Source organism: Ruegeria sp. BE1, assembly GCF_056538885.1.
This window is the reverse complement of sequence record NZ_JBQFTY010000007.1, coordinates 160786-174781: the sequence shown is the minus strand read 5'-3', so window position 1 is coordinate 174781 and position 13996 is coordinate 160786. Positions and strand designations below refer to the sequence as shown.

Genomic DNA, 13996 nt, shown 5'->3' with positions numbered 1-13996 from the left:
TGATCACCCCTTCTCAGCCAGCCGCCACAGCGGTTTTTTCCCGATCCCGATGCCGTTCGACCGCGGCAACGTCGCTTTCCGCCTCAAGCATCAGCATAAGCGAATGCAGCTGTTCAAGGTCGCGTAGCTCGACAGTGATCAGAAGACGGTAAAAATCCGGTTTGCGGTCCACGAATTCCAGGTTCGAGATATTGGCCTTTTTCTCACCGATCAATGTGCAAATACGCCCCAACACCCCGGCGTCGTTGCCGATGGTCAGGTCAAGCGTCACGCCATAGGCGGCCGGGTGCGTGCCCGAATGCCAGTGCAGATCGACCCAGCGGTCCGGTTCGCTTTCGTATTCCGACAGGCGGTCGCAATCGATGGCATGCACGATAACGCCCCGGCCCCGAAAAGTGATGCCGACGATACGCTCGCCCGGCAGGGGCTGACAGCACGGCGCACGGTCAAATTTCTGACCCGGCTCCAGACCGATCACGGCCCGGCGCGGGGAAATCGCGTCACCTTCGTCCTGTGTCAATTCCGGGTAGACCGCGCTGACCACATCATGCGCGGTCAGCTCGGCGCTGCCGAGACGGGCCAGCAGCTCGTGCCGGTCCTTCAGTCGCAGGTGTTTGGCCGCCGTGTCCAGCGCCTTGTCGGTGGCCTTGCGGCCCACGTGATCAAACCCTGAGCGCGCCAGCTCTTTGCCCAGTTTGATGAATCTTTCACGATCCACTTCACGCAGCGCCCGCCGGATCGCGGTTCGGGCCTTACCGGTCACCGCAATCTCAAGCCAGGTGACCTGCGGGGTCTGGCCGTCGGCAGTGATCACATCCACCGATTGACCGTTCTTGATTCGGGTCCACAGCGGCACGCGGATGCCATCGACCTTGGCCCCGACACAGGCATGGCCGATCCGGGTGTGGATGGCATAAGCAAAGTCGATCGGCGTCGCCCCGCGCGGCAGTTTCACCACATCACCCTTAGGCGTAAAGCAGAACACCTGGTCCGAATACATCTCAAGCTTGACAGCTTCGAGGAAGTCCTCGTGATCCTCTTCGCTGTCGAACTGTTCAGTCAGGTTGGAAATCCACTTGGCCGGGTCCACCGCAAAGGGGTTTTCAGACCGCACACCATCGCGATAGGACCAATGCGCCGCCACACCGGTTTCGGCCACGTCATGCATCTGGCGCGTCCGAATCTGAACCTCAACCCGCTTGCCATCGCGCCCGGACACGGTGGTCTGGATCGAGCGGTAGCCGTTGGATTTCGGCTGGCTGATGTAATCCTTGAACCGACCCGGTACCGCGCGCCAACGCTGGTGAATCGCGCCCAGCGTCCGATAGCAGTCTTCCTCGGTCTGGGTGATGATGCGAAAGCCGTAAATGTCAGAAAGGCGCGAAAAGCCCTGATCCTTGGCCTGCATCTTGCGCCAGATCGAGTAAGGCTTTTTGGCGCGCCCGAACACCTCGGCCTCGATCCCTGCCTTCTCAAGCTCAAAACGCATGTCGCCAGTGATGCGGTGGATCACATCGCCGGTTTCGCGTTGCAGAGTGATAAAGCGCCGGATGATCGATTGACGACCTTCGGGGTTAAGCACGCGAAAGGCCAGATCCTCCAGCTCTTCGCGCATCCATTGCATACCCATACGGCCCGCAAGCGGCGCATAGATGTCCATCGTCTCACGCGCTTTGACCACTTGTTTTTCGGGGCGCATCGCCTTGATCGTGCGCATGTTGTGCAGACGGTCGGCCAGCTTGACCAGAATGACGCGCAGGTCCTTGGACATGGCCATGAACAGCTTGCGAAAGTTTTCAGCCTGTTTGGTTTCGCGGCTGGACAGCTGCAGATTGGTCAGCTTGGTAACGCCATCCACCAGCTTGGCCACCTCATCCCCGAACAACTCGGCCACCTTGCCGTAGTTGGCTTTGGTGTCCTCAATGGTGTCATGCAGCAGCGCGGTGATAATTGTCGCGTCATCCAGACGCTGTTCGGTCAGGATGGCGGCTACTGCGACGGGATGGGTAAAATAAGGTTCGCCGGAATGGCGGAACTGGCCTTCGTGCATCTGCTTCCCAAACTCATAGGCCTGGGTGATGCGCTCGGCATTTGTCTTGGGGTTGTAGTTGCGGACCAGCGCAATCAGGTCTTCAGCAGAAATCATCCGGTCCGCACCTTATAAGCTTGGGTTACCCCTGGCCTTGCGCCTCCATCAGAGCGCGCAGCAGCTTTTCTTCGGACATGTCGTCCTCAGCCGGCTTGTCCGATTCCGCGCCCATCAGCAGAGCCATCTGATCTTCTTCCGGCTCATCGACTTCGATCTGGGTCTGGTTCGCTTCGATCAGACGCTCGCGCAGTTCATCGGCACTTTGGGTCTCATCCGCGATTTCGCGCAGCGATACGACAGGGTTCTTGTCGTTGTCGCGGTCCACGGTGATCGGGCCACCGGCAGAAATCTCACGCGCACGATGGGCGGCAAGCATCACCAGTTCAAACCGGTTCGGAACCTTGTCTACGCAATCTTCAACCGTCACGCGGGCCATGGGGCGCTCTCCGTTACTGAATCCATGTCAGGAAGACGTTTATCTAAGCGCGAATCCCCGCCTTGACAAGCAGGAAATGCCGCAAGTGCACCATTCACAGAGGGGTCACGCCCTCAATATCCGCAGCAGGCAGCGCAGCCAGCATCTCAGAGACTGTGCGCCCCAGGACCGGATGCCGCCAATCGGGGGCAACATCGGCCATCGGCACCAGGACAAAGGCCCGATCCTGCAAACGGGGATGCGGCAGGATCAACTGATCGGGTGTCTCTTGTGTCTGGGCCTCGGGCGGCAGTGTCAGCCATTGATCAAACACGGTACGGTCCGGCAGGATCAGATCATCGTAACAGACCAAATCCAGATCCAGGGTACGCATCCCCCAGCGCTGAACCCGCTCGCGCCCGAATTCGTGTTCAACCTGATGCAACACCCCCAGCAGCGCGACCGGGGTCAGGTCTGTCTGGATCAAAGCGGCCGCATTGACGTAGTCCGGCCCGGCACCGGGCGGGAAACACGGGGTCTCAAAAAAGCGGCTGACGGCGCGAATCACCACCCCCTGACGCGTTATCGCATCAAGAGCCGCCTGAAGTGTCACCCTGGGCCCAACGCCTCTCAGACTGAGATTTGCGCCCAGTGCAATCACCGCTTCTGACGAAAAATTGCTCATGAAACTCCCTATATTCGGCGAATTGCATGCTTGCGATATGCATCGAATGCCCTAATTATACGCATATCAGCGCGCTGCATTATTACTAGCTCACTCACCTATCACCCGGCGTCGCTGGTTTGTACCGGAAGGAACTATTTATGTTTTATAAAGACGAACGGCTAGCGCTGTTCATCGACGGCTCGAATCTTTATGCGGCCGCAAAAGCACTGGGGTTTGATATCGACTACAAATTGCTGCGCCAGGAATTCATGCGCCGCGGCAAAATGCTTCGTGCTTTTTACTACACAGCGCTTCTGGAGAACGACGAGTATTCGCCGATCCGTCCCCTGGTTGACTGGCTGCATTACAATGGCTTCACCATGGTGACAAAACCGGCCAAGGAATACACCGACAGCATGGGGCGTCGGAAAGTCAAAGGAAACATGGATATCGAACTGACAGTCGATGCCATGGAACTCGCACCGCGCGTTGATCATATCGTGCTGTTTTCGGGCGATGGGGATTTCCGTCCGTTGATTGCCAGCCTGCAGCGTCAGGGCGTGCGCGTGTCGGTCGTGTCGACCATCCGCAGCCAGCCGCCGATGATCTCGGACGAACTGCGCCGCCAGGCCGACAACTTCATCGAACTGGAAGACCTGCGCGACGTCATCGGACGCCCGCCGCGCGAAATGCCGATGGAGCCGCGCAACGTTGCAGCTGCCGGTGGACAATAAACCCCGAACCACTCACCAAATCGGGGAAGAAAACAGGCGCGGCCGGACATCAAAGTTCTGACCGCGCCTTTTTTAACTAAGAATAGGTACTAAAAACACCTCTTGTCTAGCGCTGATTCATGTCAGGCAAATGACAAGGAGGCGTCTGGACCAAGGCGGTCAAAAGACGTAGCTGTGTCTCATGAAGGCCACTGCATTCCCAACACCCTGCGTACCGGGGCACCCCGTATGAGCGGCGTGCCCAGAACCCCTCTTATCCTCGGTCTGGCCGGGCTGATCCCCTTTATCTGGGGCGCGCTGACCTACCTGAACGATGACCTGCACGCATGGGGCACGCAGACGTTCGGCGCGCGTATGGTGGGGCCTTATGTGCAGCTTTTCTATGGGTCGGTGATCCTGAGCTTCATGTCGGGGGTGCTGTGGGGCTTTGCCACCAAAACCTCGGGCAGCAAGGCGGCGGTCTGCTACGGTCTGTCCGTTCTGCCCGCCCTCTGGGCGTTCTTCAAAACCGGAGGCGGCCCGGTCAGCGCAGGCACATATCTGATGTACGGCTTTGCCGGTTTGCTGGTTCTGGATGCCCTGTTTGCCTATTGGCGTTTGACCCCCACATGGTGGCTGCGCCTGCGCGTAACCCTGACTGCCGTCGTCGTGGCCTGTCTTGCCGTAGGAGTGTACCTGTGACCGATAAACGAACAATCGACGCGTACTCCACCCGCGTGACCGAATACCTGCAGGTCCCCTTGCCTCCCGAACAGATCGAGGCGCGCTTGGCCTTCGCCGAGGCTGTTGGGACGGGCTATGTCCTTGATCTGGGCTCGGGGCCCGGTTCCGACAGTGCCTTTCTGATGCGCCAGGGGCTGCGCGTGCGCGCATTGGACGCCACCCCAGCCTTTGTCGAACACGCGCGGGAAAACGGCGTCGACGCACATCTGGGCACCTTCGACGACGTGACCGAAGAGGCCGAATATGATGGCGTCTATGCCAGCTTTTCCCTGCTGCATGCCCCGCGCGCCGATTTTCCGCGCCACCTGGCCACCATCCATCGCGCGCTGAAACCCGGCGGCATCTTTTTTCTGGGCCTGAAGCTGGGCACGGGCGAACATCGCGACGATCTGGACCGCTATTACACCTATTTCTCTCAGACCGAGATCGAAGCGGCGCTGGAACAGGCAGGCTTTACCGTCAATCAGATCACCACGGGTGTGGGCTCGGGTCTGGCCGGGTCTTACGACGGCTTCATTCTGGTGCTGGCCCATGCCTGAGCTTTTTGCCTATACCGACGGCGCCTGTTCCGGCAATCCCGGCCCCGGAGGCTGGGGCGTGCTGTTGCGCGCGATGGACGGCGACACCGTTCTGAAAGAGCGCAAGCTCAAGGGCGGCGAGGCCGAGACCACCAATAACCGCATGGAATTGCTGGCCGCGATCAGCGCGCTTGAGACGTTAGAGCGCGCCTCAACCATCACTGTGGTCACCGACAGTGCCTATGTGAAAAACGGCGTGACCGGCTGGATTTTCGGGTGGAAGCGGAACGGCTGGAAGACCTCGAATAAGAAACCGGTCAAGAATGTCGATCTGTGGCAGCGGCTGGACGAGGCGCAAACCCGCCATGATGTGACATGGGAATGGGTCAAAGGCCATGCCGGGCATCCCGAAAACGAAAAGGCCGATGAGCTGGCCCGCGCCGGCATGGCCCCGTTCAAGCCGCAAAAGGCGCAGTCGTGACCTGGCTTGCCCTGCTGGACTATGCCTCGGTTTTCGTCTTCGCGCTGACGGGTGCGCTGGTGGCCAGCCGGGCACAGCTTGATCTGGTGGGGTTTGCCTTCATCGCCAGCCTGACCGCTGTTGGCGGCGGCACGGTGCGCGACCTGTTGCTGGACCGGCACCCCATTTTCTGGGTCGGACAACCCGATTACATCCTGATCGCGGTCGCCGCGTCCGTGCTGGTCTTTTTCACCGCCCATCGGGTTGAAAGCAGATATAACTGGCTGATCTGGCTGGACAGTTTCGCCCTGTCCATTGCCGTCGCCGCAGGCACTGCCGCTGCCCTGTCCCTTGGCAAACCCGGCGTCGTTGTCGTGTTGATGGGAATTTCCACCGGGTGTCTGGGCGGCTTGATGCGCGATGTGGTCTGCAATGAGGTGCCTTTGGTCCTGAAGCAAGGTGAGCTTTATGTCTCCTGCGCCTTTGCCGGTGCACTTGGGGCCGTGGCCTTAAACCGCTTTGGCTTTGAACCCATTGTGGCCTTGGCTGCCTGCGCCCTGATCTGCTGGGCCTTGCGGGCCGGATCGCTGTTGTTTGGCTGGAAACTGCCCGTCTACAAAAGCCGTCCGCCGCGCGTTTGAAAAGGAAACCCTTTTCCATGAAACGATCCGTTTACGTATTGCTTGGTCTCACGCTGCTGGGTGCCTGTGGCACGCAAGACGACCCGGTGCAATTCGTGGCGCAAGGGGACGAAATCGTAGCCGTCGGCACCATCGACCACACCACGCTCAGCGCGTTTCAGGACATCACGCGGGAAAATCCGCAGATCAAAACGCTGGTGCTGCAGAATATCGAAGGCTCGATTGACGACGATTCCAATGTCATCTTCTCGCGCGTTGTACGTGAGCTGGGGTTCGACACTGTTGTGCCCTCGGACGGGTTGGTGGCTTCGGGCGGGACGGACCTGTTTCTGGCGGGCAACCGGCGCGTTCTGGAACAGGGGGCTTGTGTCGGCGTCCACAGCTGGGGCGGCTGGAACATCGTGGCGACTGAAATCCCCCAAGACGACCCCGAGCATGACCGGTATCTGGATTACTACGCGGATATTGGCGTGGATGAGGCGTTTTACTGGTACACGCTTGACGCCGCCCCCGCCGAGGGCATGCACTGGATGACAGCGGCCGAGGCGGATCAATATGACCTGAGCACAACCCGGTCACCGCGCCTTGGCGCGCCTGCACTCTGCGATGCGCGCTGAGCTCAGCGCGCCAACAACCGCCCGCCGATTTCCTTGACGAATTTCGCCGCCACCATCGCGGTCATCCCGTAGGGATCGCGATGGGGGTTCAGCTCGACAATATCCGCGCCGACCAGCTGACCCTTGAACCGGTGGATCAGGTTGATCACTTCGCGCGTGCTCAGCCCGCCGGGTTCGTGATGCGACACGCCGGGCGCAAAGGCCGGGTCCAGCGCGTCCAGATCCAGCGACAGGTACACCGGCCCGTCAAAGCTGATCTCAAGGTCGGGGCTCCAGCTTTGCATATCGATCACCTCGACCCCGAACTTGTCGACCTGCTCTTGCTGGTGTTTGTTCATGGTGCGGATGCCGACCTGCACCAGACGGTTGATCCGGCAGGTCTCCATCACCCGTGCGAACGGGCAACCATGGCCCAGCGGACCGATCTGTTGGCTGTCATAGAGGTCGGGATGCGAGTCGATATGCAGGATGTTCAACCCCTCATACCGCTCTGCATGCGCCTTGATCAGCGGATACGCGACCGAGTGATCGCCGCCCAGCGACAACAGCCGCGCGCCTGTGGCGATGCGGGCAGCAGCCCCGGCTTCGATCCGGTCGATGGGTTCCTGTCCCATCATCTCGAACACATCCAGATCGCCGGTATCCTTGAACCGATCCGTCGCCCCCAGATCGGTGCCATCCTCGGCGGTCAGGTTCGCGGCCCCCGAATGCAGCGCCTCGCGGATGCGGCCCGGCGCAAAGGCGGGCCCTTGCAGGAAGGATGAGTGCAAATCCAGCGGCACCCCCATCAGGGCAACGTCACCGGGGTTCAGATCGTCGGACATGGAGTTTCCTCAGGGTATTGTGTTCCGGCGATCTGGCCGGGAAACCGCACAGACGTCAAGCGCTTAGCGCCGCAGATATGTCTGCCAAATCCAGATCACCAAAAGCGCGCCCAGTACGGCGCCCACAAAACCCGACAGCCAGCCGGCCACCGTGATCAAGGCCCGCAACAGAAACCCGCCAACCAACGCCCCCACGATACCGATCAGCATGGTGGTTGGAATGTCCGCCTCAATCCGCATCAGCCGCGTGGCCAGAAATCCGGCGGCGGCTCCGATCACGATCAGGGCAAGGACGGGCACGCTATTTCCTCCAGTGAGTCGGTACGATGATCAGCGCACCGATGGATGACAGCACCGCATTCAGGCCCGGAGGGCCAAAGCTGATGCCGAACATGATGCGGACAAAGTAGAACAGGAACGCGCCGCCCACGCAAATGATGATCGAGGGCAGATAGCCGTTATGGGTAAAGCCCGTCTTTTCGGACAGATAGCCTACGATACCGGCAATCACGACTGTTCCCATCAGAACCATGAACATCTGATCTACCCCGCATTCAGACGGGTTCCGGCGTCAACCGGCCAGCCCCGGAGAAAGGTTTGCACATCCTGCGCCCCCTTACCTGCACGTTGCAGGCGCAGCAGGTCAACCGCACCATCGCCACAGGCCACGCGGAGGGCATCGTTCAGAACCTCTCCGGGCTGCCCCTGACCTTCGGCCAGCGCCGACGCCAGCAGCTTGACGCGCTGCCCCCCGATTTCGGTCCACGCACCGGGGAAAGGCGACAGGCCGCGGATTTGGCCATCAACCTCAACCGCCGGGCGGGTCCAGTCGACCCGCGCCTCGGCCTTGTCGATCTTTGCGGCATAGGTGACACCCTCGGCAGGCTGCGGGTCGGGCGTCAGGTCGGACAGATTGGCCAAGGCGTCCACAATCAGGCCAGCGCCCATACCCGACAGGCGGTCATGCAGCTGAGCTGTTGTTTCTTCGGCCCCAATATCGGTGGCTTGCCGCAGCAGGACAGGGCCGGTATCCAACCCGGCCTCCATCTGCATGATGCAGATGCCGGTTTGCGCATCGCCTGCCATGATCGCCCGGTGGATCGGCGCGGCCCCGCGCCAACGCGGCAACAGGCTGGCGTGGATGTTCAGGCACCCCTGTTTGGGCGCGTCCAGAATGGGCTGCGGCAGCAGCAGGCCGTAGGCCACGACAACCGCCACATCTGCGTTCAGCGCGGCAAACGCCGCCTGTTCCTCTGCCGATTTCAGCGAAACGGGATGGCGCACCATCAGCCCCAGCGCCTCGGCCCGAGCATGAACAGGCGTCGGTCGGTCCTTCTTGCCGCGTCCAGCCGGGCGTGGGGGTTGGCAGTATACGGCCGCGATCTCATGCCCGGCCCCGACCAGCGCATCCAGCACCGGGACCGAGAAATCAGGTGTCCCCATAAAGACAACGCGCATCGCTACCCCTGCTTTTTGGCTTTGCGCAGCAGCATGTCGCGTTTGACCTTGCTGAGCCGGTCGAAATACATCCGCCCATTCAGATGGTCGATCTGATGCTGCACGCTGGTGGCCTCGATTCCCACGAAATCGCGTCGGTCGATCATGCCGTTTTCGTTCAGAAACTTCACTGTCACCGCACGCGGGCGTTTCACCTTGGCCGAAACACCGGGCAGGTTCGGGCTGGCCTCATCATGTTCACGCAACTCGATTGAGCTGTGCAGAATTTCGGGGTTCGCCAAACGAACGGCCCTGCCCCGCTCGGTCGAGCCATCCACGACCGCCAGCCGCAACATCACCCCGATCTGCGTGGCGGCGAGGCCAACGCCGGGCATCGCCTCCATCGTGTCGATCATGTCCTGCCAGATGGCGCGGACCTCATCGGTGATCTCGGCCACATCCTCGGCCTTGGTGCGCAGGCGCTTGTCGGGCCACGGCAGGCAGCTGCGCACGGTCATGAGCGCGCCTGCTCGCGCTTGAGTTTTTGCATCTTGCGCGTGATCATCTGCCGTTTCAAAGGCTTGAGGTAATCGATGAACAGCTTGCCGTTCAGGTGGTCGATCTCATGCTGCACGCAGGTGGCCCAGAGACCATCGAACGTCTCTTGCTGCGCGTTGCCGTCGCGGTCGATCCAGGCCACATCCACCACCTTGGGGCGCGTCACCTCGGCATATTGCTCGGGGATCGACAGGCAGCCTTCCTCATAGACATTGGTTTCGTCGGATGAGGCGACGATCTCGGGGTTGAACATGATCAGGGGGCGCGGGGCCTCACCCTCCTCCTTGACGCAATCCATTACGATCAGGCGGTCCAGCACACCGATCTGCGGTGCCGCCAGCCCGATGCCGGGGGCGTCATACATCGTTTCCAGCATGTCGTCTGCCAAAGTGCGCAGCGCGTCCGACAGATCGGCCACCGGGGCGCAGACCTTTTTCAGACGGGGGTCGGGATGGATCAGGATATTGCGTTTCATGGGGTTGATTTAGGCCATCCCGCCCCCCGCCGCAACGCCCCCCTTGCGCCTGCTGCAATTGTGGCTAGCTTTCCCCCCAACAGACGGAGCAGACATGACTTTCAACGACCTGATCGACCGCCGGGGCACCAACAGTTCAAAATGGGATAAGATGGAGACGCTCTATGGCGTCTCTCCGAAGGATGGGCTGGCCATGTGGACCGCCGATTCCGACTATGCCACTGCGCCCTGCGTGATCGAAGCGGTGCGCGCCGCCGCGGACCACGGTGCGTTTGGCTATTCCTGGATGCACCCAGAGTATCTGGCCTCGATCCAATGGTGGATGAAGACCCGCCATGGGTGGGACATCGACACGGAATGGGTGCTGACCTCGCAAGGTCTGGGCAACGCGATTGCCCTGTGTCTGGACGTGTGGACGGAACCCAGTGATGGGGTGGTGATCTTCACGCCCGTCTACCACGAGTTCGCCCACAAGGTGAACAAAACCGGTCGCCGTGTGGTGGAATGCCCGTTGTTACGTGACGGCGATACCTACGCGCTTGATCTGGATGACGCCCAATCGCGACTGGACGGAACTGAAAAAATGTTGCTGTGGTGTTCGCCGCAGAACCCGTCGGGCCGTGTCTGGACGCCCGATGAACTGCGCGCCGTCGCCGCCTTTGCCGAGCGCAACGGACTGATCCTTGTGTCGGACGAAATTCACCATGATCTGGTCTATCCCGGCAACACCTTCGTGCCGATGGATGTGGCTGCACCGGATGCGCGGGCGTGGACCGTGACCCTGACGGCGGCCTCCAAGACGTTCAACATCGCAGGCCAGCGCACAGGCAACATGATCATCCCCGACCCTGCGCTGCGCGCGGCCATGCGGCACCGCATTCAGACGCTGGATTATGATCCCAGCGCGTTGGGGGTGGCCATGATCACCGCGGCCTACTCGCCCGAGGGGGCCGCGTGGGTCGACGCGCAGATCGCGCATCTGGATGGTAACCGCAGGCTGTTTGACGCCACCATTGCCGAGATTCCCGGCCTCTGGTCCATGCCGTTGCAGGCCACCTATCTGGCGTGGGTCGATTTCTCGGGCACCGGTATGGATCACGATGAGTTCATCCGCCGCCTGCGCGACGACGCCAAGATCGCCACCTCCTCTGGACCTGGCTTCGGCGCGGGCGGAGAAACATTTGAGCGGTTCAACCTGGCCACCCAACGCAGCCGGGTCGAGGATGCCTGCGCCCGCCTGAAACATGCCTTTGCCGATTTGCAGTGAAGTGGGCGCTAAAGATAACCCTCATGCTGTGCCTGATCGGCGCGGCATGGGTGGCATGGCAGCGATATGGGCCGCGCCCGCCCGCGCCTGCGATGGCGCCTGTGGCTACGCAGATTGACCACATCCTGATCGAGAAATCCGCCCGGCGCTTGACCGCGTCCTTGAACGGAGCGGTCGTCATGCAGGCGGACGTCGCGCTGGGGTTCGCTCCGCAAGGTGACAAACAGCAGGAAGGTGACGGGAAAACGCCCATCGGGACGTTTACGATAGACCGACGCAATCCCCAAAGCGCCTTTCACCTGTCTCTTGGGATCAACTATCCCAAACCCGAAGACGTCACCCGCGCCCAGGCTCAGGGCGTTGATCCGGGGGGCGATATCTTCATTCATGGACAGCCGAACGGTATAGTGGGGCTGACCCTCCCGGGCGACTGGACGGCCGGTTGCATCGCCTTGTCAAATGTCGAAATGGCGCGGCTTTGGAGCCTGACACCAAATGGGACAACGGTGGAAATCCGCCCCTAGTCTTCGTATCCCAACAGCGCGATGGGCGCGTCCGGCGCGCGATAAAAGTCCAGCGGAGCCGTGTCGGCCGCGGCGGTGCTGCGTTTGAAGTCGTACCGCATCTCACCCGCCTGCGCCTCATCCGCGATGATCAGGCATTGGTACAGGTGACGCGCGCCGTCATAGATATCGACCAGCCCACGCAATTGCGGCGTCGTCTCAGCCTCAACCGTGAAGCCGTCCCTCCACAATCTGAGAATTTTAAATGTATTGTCGCCGAATTCTACACGAAGACGGCTGGTCTTTTTCAATCCTGCGATTCGCGCCGCATCCAATTCGGCGCTTATTTCTTTAGAAACATAGGTCGTCATAACAATTCCCCCCGGAAGCCCGAACTATTGTGACCCACTGACTGTAAATATCTAGTGAAGGTGGTCACATAGCCCCAAACCCCCGCCGCCTGTTGCGCGGAAATCTCAACCCCGCCTGTGCACCAGCGCAGAGACCATGCGCGCCGTCGGGCATGTGACGCGCCCCGGCAAGGCCCTATCTTTGCCAAAACGCATAAGCGGAGGATGCAAGATGGGCCTGTTGGTTGACGGCAAATGGCATGACACCTGGTATGATACCAAATCCACCGGCGGCGCGTTCAAACGCAGCGCCGCGCAATTTCGCAACTGGCTGACCCCCGACGGCAGCGCCGGCCCCTCGGGCAAGGGCGGGTTCAAGGCAGAACCCGGACGCTATCACCTCTATGTCAGCCACGCCTGCCCCTGGGCGCATCGCGCGTTGATCTTTCGTGAGTTGAAAGGGCTGACCAATCTGATCGACGTTTCGGTCGTGCATCCGGACATGCTGGACAAGGGCTGGACGTTCAAGACGGACGATCACGGGGCAACCGGTGACACGCTGCACGGGTTCGACTTTGCCCATCAAGTCTACACCAAAGCCGACCCGGCCTATTCGGGCCGTGTGACCGTGCCGATCCTGTGGGACAAGGCCCAACAGACGATTGTGTCGAACGAAAGCTCGGAAATCATCCGCATGTTCAACTCGGCCTTTGACGAGATCACCGGCAACACGGATGACTATTGGCCCGAACCGATGCGGGATGAGATCGAAGAGGTCAACGCGCGCATCTATTCCGATGTTAACAACGGCGTCTACAAATCCGGCTTTGCCACCAGCCAAGGCGCCTATGACGCCGCCGTCACCCCCCTGTTCGACACGCTGGACTGGCTTGAGGCGCGGCTGGTCAGCAACCGTTATCTGATGGGGGATCGCCTGACCGAGGCCGATTGGCGCCTGTTCACCACCCTGATCCGGTTCGATCCGGTCTATCACCTGCATTTCAAATGCAACCGCCGTCGGTTGATCGATTATCCGAACCTGTGGGCCTATACCCGAGAGCTATACCAATGGCCGGGAGTGGCCGGGACGGTGAATATGGACCATATCGTGCGCCACTATCACTATAGTCACGAGACGATAAATCCGCACCGGATCATCCCGGTGAACCCGGTGCTGGATTATTCAGAACCCCACGGCCGGGGTCAGCGCCCCGCCGCGTAATGTTCGACCATCGCCGCCAGATCCTCTGGCGGCGTTTCGCTTTGGACATAGGCACAGGCATTCGGGCTATGCGCAAAGATAGACCCGTCCGAGAAGAAGGTGGTGTTGGTGACAAAGATCACACGCGTCTCGGGGCGGCGGTAACTGGCGAAATCGGCCACAGCCAGCGCGCTGCCGGTTTCCAGAACCAGATCAAGCACGATGATCTCAAAATCCTGGCCATAAAGCGCAAGAATAGCAGCCTCTTGGCCCGCCACCAGCGAGACTTCGGCGCCGTGACGTTCAAGATGCCTTTTCCAGACCCGACCAAGGTCGGGGTTACTCTCAACAATCAGAACTTTCATTTTCAACAACCTCGGCACTAGGAAGAGTGAGTGGTGCCGACCCCCGTTCATCGTGATCTCGCTTATTCCTTAACAAAGTGTTAACGCTCGCGACCGGCGTCCCTGATCGAAGGGAATTGCTTGTGCAAACGGCGAAAATCCGCTTGAAGCAA

General features: G+C 60.5%; 20 protein-coding genes. 9 read left to right on the top strand and 11 right to left on the bottom strand.

Annotated elements, in window-relative coordinates; translation table 11 throughout:
• Positions 1-13: 13 nt before the first annotated feature.
• The 3 genes from ACR0J5_RS18640 to folK form a co-directional block, all read right to left on the bottom strand.
• Positions 14-2146 (bottom strand): RelA/SpoT family protein, encoded by a 2133-nt coding sequence (locus ACR0J5_RS18640; protein WP_480656047.1) that lies wholly within the window; start codon positions 2144-2146, stop codon positions 14-16.
• Between the two features lie 25 nt (positions 2147-2171).
• Positions 2172-2525, bottom strand: coding sequence for a DNA-directed RNA polymerase subunit omega (gene rpoZ / locus ACR0J5_RS18635; RefSeq protein ID WP_170380450.1), 354 nt, complete (start codon positions 2523-2525; stop codon positions 2172-2174).
• 94 nt (positions 2526-2619) lie between these two features.
• On the bottom strand, positions 2620-3189 hold the full coding sequence (folK, locus tag ACR0J5_RS18630) for a 2-amino-4-hydroxy-6-hydroxymethyldihydropteridine diphosphokinase (protein WP_480656044.1): 570 nt from the start codon (positions 3187-3189) through the stop codon (positions 2620-2622).
• Positions 3190-3329: 140 nt separating this feature from the next.
• Here folK and ACR0J5_RS18625 point away from each other — a divergent pair, with 140 nt between their 5' ends.
• The 6 genes from ACR0J5_RS18625 (at position 3330) to ACR0J5_RS18600 (ending at position 6864) form a co-directional block, all read left to right on the top strand.
• Entirely contained in the window at positions 3330-3905 is a 576-nt protein-coding gene (locus ACR0J5_RS18625; protein ID WP_480656043.1) for a LabA-like NYN domain-containing protein, read from the top strand.
• Positions 3906-4133: 228 nt separating this feature from the next.
• Entirely contained in the window at positions 4134-4586 is a 453-nt protein-coding gene (locus ACR0J5_RS18620; RefSeq protein WP_480656117.1) for a DUF3429 domain-containing protein, read from the top strand.
• On the top strand, positions 4583-5167 hold the full coding sequence (locus tag ACR0J5_RS18615; protein ID WP_480656041.1) for a class I SAM-dependent DNA methyltransferase: 585 nt from the start codon (positions 4583-4585) through the stop codon (positions 5165-5167). The genes ACR0J5_RS18620 and ACR0J5_RS18615 overlap by 4 nt, the downstream gene beginning before the upstream one ends.
• Complete coding sequence (gene rnhA, locus ACR0J5_RS18610) at positions 5160-5627, top strand: ribonuclease HI (protein WP_480656039.1); 468 nt, start codon at positions 5160-5162, stop codon at positions 5625-5627. Before ACR0J5_RS18615 ends, rnhA begins: the two co-directional genes overlap by 8 nt.
• A complete protein-coding gene (locus ACR0J5_RS18605; protein WP_480656037.1) occupies positions 5624-6247 on the top strand; it encodes a trimeric intracellular cation channel family protein in 624 nt (207 codons plus the stop codon). Before rnhA ends, ACR0J5_RS18605 begins: the two co-directional genes overlap by 4 nt.
• 17 nt (positions 6248-6264) lie before the next feature.
• The gene (locus ACR0J5_RS18600) at positions 6265-6864 is read left to right on the top strand and encodes a COG3904 family protein (protein ID WP_480656035.1); all 600 of its coding nucleotides are present in this window, start codon (positions 6265-6267) and stop codon (positions 6862-6864) included.
• 2 nt (positions 6865-6866) lie between these two features.
• Here ACR0J5_RS18600 and speB read toward each other — a convergent pair whose 3' ends face one another.
• The 6 genes from speB to def (ACR0J5_RS18570) form a co-directional block, all read right to left on the bottom strand.
• Positions 6867-7688 carry an agmatinase gene (speB, locus tag ACR0J5_RS18595; protein ID WP_480656033.1) on the bottom strand — a complete coding sequence of 274 codons (822 nt, stop codon included), beginning with the start codon at positions 7686-7688 and terminating at the stop codon, positions 6867-6869.
• A gap of 63 nt (positions 7689-7751) precedes the next feature.
• The gene (locus ACR0J5_RS18590; protein WP_480656031.1) at positions 7752-7988 is read right to left on the bottom strand and encodes a GlsB/YeaQ/YmgE family stress response membrane protein; all 237 of its coding nucleotides are present in this window, start codon (positions 7986-7988) and stop codon (positions 7752-7754) included.
• A 1-nt stretch (position 7989) separates the two neighbouring features.
• The gene (locus ACR0J5_RS18585) at positions 7990-8226 is read right to left on the bottom strand and encodes a hypothetical protein (RefSeq protein WP_170387214.1); all 237 of its coding nucleotides are present in this window, start codon (positions 8224-8226) and stop codon (positions 7990-7992) included.
• 5 nt (positions 8227-8231) lie between these two features.
• Positions 8232-9146: a methionyl-tRNA formyltransferase gene (gene fmt, locus ACR0J5_RS18580; RefSeq protein WP_480656029.1), complete on the bottom strand. Its 915-nt coding sequence runs from the start codon at positions 9144-9146 to the stop codon at positions 8232-8234.
• Between the two features lie 2 nt (positions 9147-9148).
• Positions 9149-9643, bottom strand: a complete 495-nt coding sequence (gene def / locus ACR0J5_RS18575; protein WP_480656027.1) for a peptide deformylase — start codon at positions 9641-9643, stop codon at positions 9149-9151.
• On the bottom strand, positions 9640-10158 hold the full coding sequence (def, locus tag ACR0J5_RS18570) for a peptide deformylase (RefSeq protein ID WP_480656025.1): 519 nt from the start codon (positions 10156-10158) through the stop codon (positions 9640-9642). The genes def (ACR0J5_RS18575) and def (ACR0J5_RS18570) overlap by 4 nt, the downstream gene beginning before the upstream one ends.
• 94 nt (positions 10159-10252) lie before the next feature.
• Here def (ACR0J5_RS18570) and ACR0J5_RS18565 point away from each other — a divergent pair, with 94 nt between their 5' ends.
• Entirely contained in the window at positions 10253-11425 is a 1173-nt protein-coding gene (locus ACR0J5_RS18565) for a MalY/PatB family protein (protein ID WP_480656023.1), read from the top strand.
• Between the two features lie 23 nt (positions 11426-11448).
• Positions 11449-11949 (top strand): L,D-transpeptidase family protein, encoded by a 501-nt coding sequence (locus tag ACR0J5_RS18560; protein WP_480656021.1) that lies wholly within the window; start codon positions 11449-11451, stop codon positions 11947-11949.
• Here ACR0J5_RS18560 and ACR0J5_RS18555 read toward each other — a convergent pair.
• On the bottom strand, positions 11946-12299 hold the full coding sequence (locus ACR0J5_RS18555) for a hypothetical protein (protein WP_480656019.1): 354 nt from the start codon (positions 12297-12299) through the stop codon (positions 11946-11948). The two genes, ACR0J5_RS18560 and ACR0J5_RS18555, sit on opposite strands and share 4 nt — an antisense overlap.
• A gap of 211 nt (positions 12300-12510) precedes the next feature.
• Here ACR0J5_RS18555 and ACR0J5_RS18550 point away from each other — a divergent pair, with 211 nt between their 5' ends.
• A complete protein-coding gene (locus ACR0J5_RS18550) occupies positions 12511-13500 on the top strand; it encodes a glutathione S-transferase family protein (RefSeq protein ID WP_480656017.1) in 990 nt (329 codons plus the stop codon).
• Here the strand turns inward: ACR0J5_RS18550 and ACR0J5_RS18545 are convergent.
• Positions 13482-13844 carry a response regulator transcription factor gene (locus ACR0J5_RS18545; RefSeq protein WP_480656015.1) on the bottom strand — a complete coding sequence of 121 codons (363 nt, stop codon included), beginning with the start codon at positions 13842-13844 and terminating at the stop codon, positions 13482-13484. The genes ACR0J5_RS18550 and ACR0J5_RS18545 overlap by 19 nt on opposite strands.
• Between the last annotated feature and the right edge of the window lie 152 nt (positions 13845-13996).

Bases quoted from the DNA above. Each gene is read 5' to 3' on its own strand.
- speB (WP_480656033.1), bottom strand. From the start codon at position 7,688: ATGTCCGACGATCTGAACCCCGGTGACGTTGCCCTGATGGGGGTGCCG.
- folK (WP_480656044.1), bottom strand. From the start codon at position 3,189: ATGAGCAATTTTTCGTCAGAAGCGGTGATTGCACTGGGCGCAAATCTC.
- ACR0J5_RS18585 (WP_170387214.1), bottom strand. From the start codon at position 8,226: ATGTTCATGGTTCTGATGGGAACAGTCGTGATTGCCGGTATCGTAGGC.
- rnhA (WP_480656039.1), top strand. From the start codon at position 5,160: ATGCCTGAGCTTTTTGCCTATACCGACGGCGCCTGTTCCGGCAATCCC.
- ACR0J5_RS18560 (WP_480656021.1), top strand. From the start codon at position 11,449: ATGCTGTGCCTGATCGGCGCGGCATGGGTGGCATGGCAGCGATATGGG.
- ACR0J5_RS18620 (WP_480656117.1), top strand. From the start codon at position 4,134: ATGAGCGGCGTGCCCAGAACCCCTCTTATCCTCGGTCTGGCCGGGCTG.
- ACR0J5_RS18640 (WP_480656047.1), bottom strand. From the start codon at position 2,146: ATGATTTCTGCTGAAGACCTGATTGCGCTGGTCCGCAACTACAACCCC.
- fmt (WP_480656029.1), bottom strand. From the start codon at position 9,146: ATGCGCGTTGTCTTTATGGGGACACCTGATTTCTCGGTCCCGGTGCTG.
- ACR0J5_RS18550 (WP_480656017.1), top strand. From the start codon at position 12,511: ATGGGCCTGTTGGTTGACGGCAAATGGCATGACACCTGGTATGATACC.
- def (WP_480656025.1), bottom strand. From the start codon at position 10,158: ATGAAACGCAATATCCTGATCCATCCCGACCCCCGTCTGAAAAAGGTC.
- ACR0J5_RS18545 (WP_480656015.1), bottom strand. From the start codon at position 13,844: ATGAAAGTTCTGATTGTTGAGAGTAACCCCGACCTTGGTCGGGTCTGG.
- ACR0J5_RS18565 (WP_480656023.1), top strand. From the start codon at position 10,253: ATGACTTTCAACGACCTGATCGACCGCCGGGGCACCAACAGTTCAAAA.
- rpoZ (WP_170380450.1), bottom strand. From the start codon at position 2,525: ATGGCCCGCGTGACGGTTGAAGATTGCGTAGACAAGGTTCCGAACCGG.
- ACR0J5_RS18555 (WP_480656019.1), bottom strand. From the start codon at position 12,299: ATGACGACCTATGTTTCTAAAGAAATAAGCGCCGAATTGGATGCGGCG.
- ACR0J5_RS18625 (WP_480656043.1), top strand. From the start codon at position 3,330: ATGTTTTATAAAGACGAACGGCTAGCGCTGTTCATCGACGGCTCGAAT.
- def (WP_480656027.1), bottom strand. From the start codon at position 9,643: ATGACCGTGCGCAGCTGCCTGCCGTGGCCCGACAAGCGCCTGCGCACC.
- ACR0J5_RS18600 (WP_480656035.1), top strand. From the start codon at position 6,265: ATGAAACGATCCGTTTACGTATTGCTTGGTCTCACGCTGCTGGGTGCC.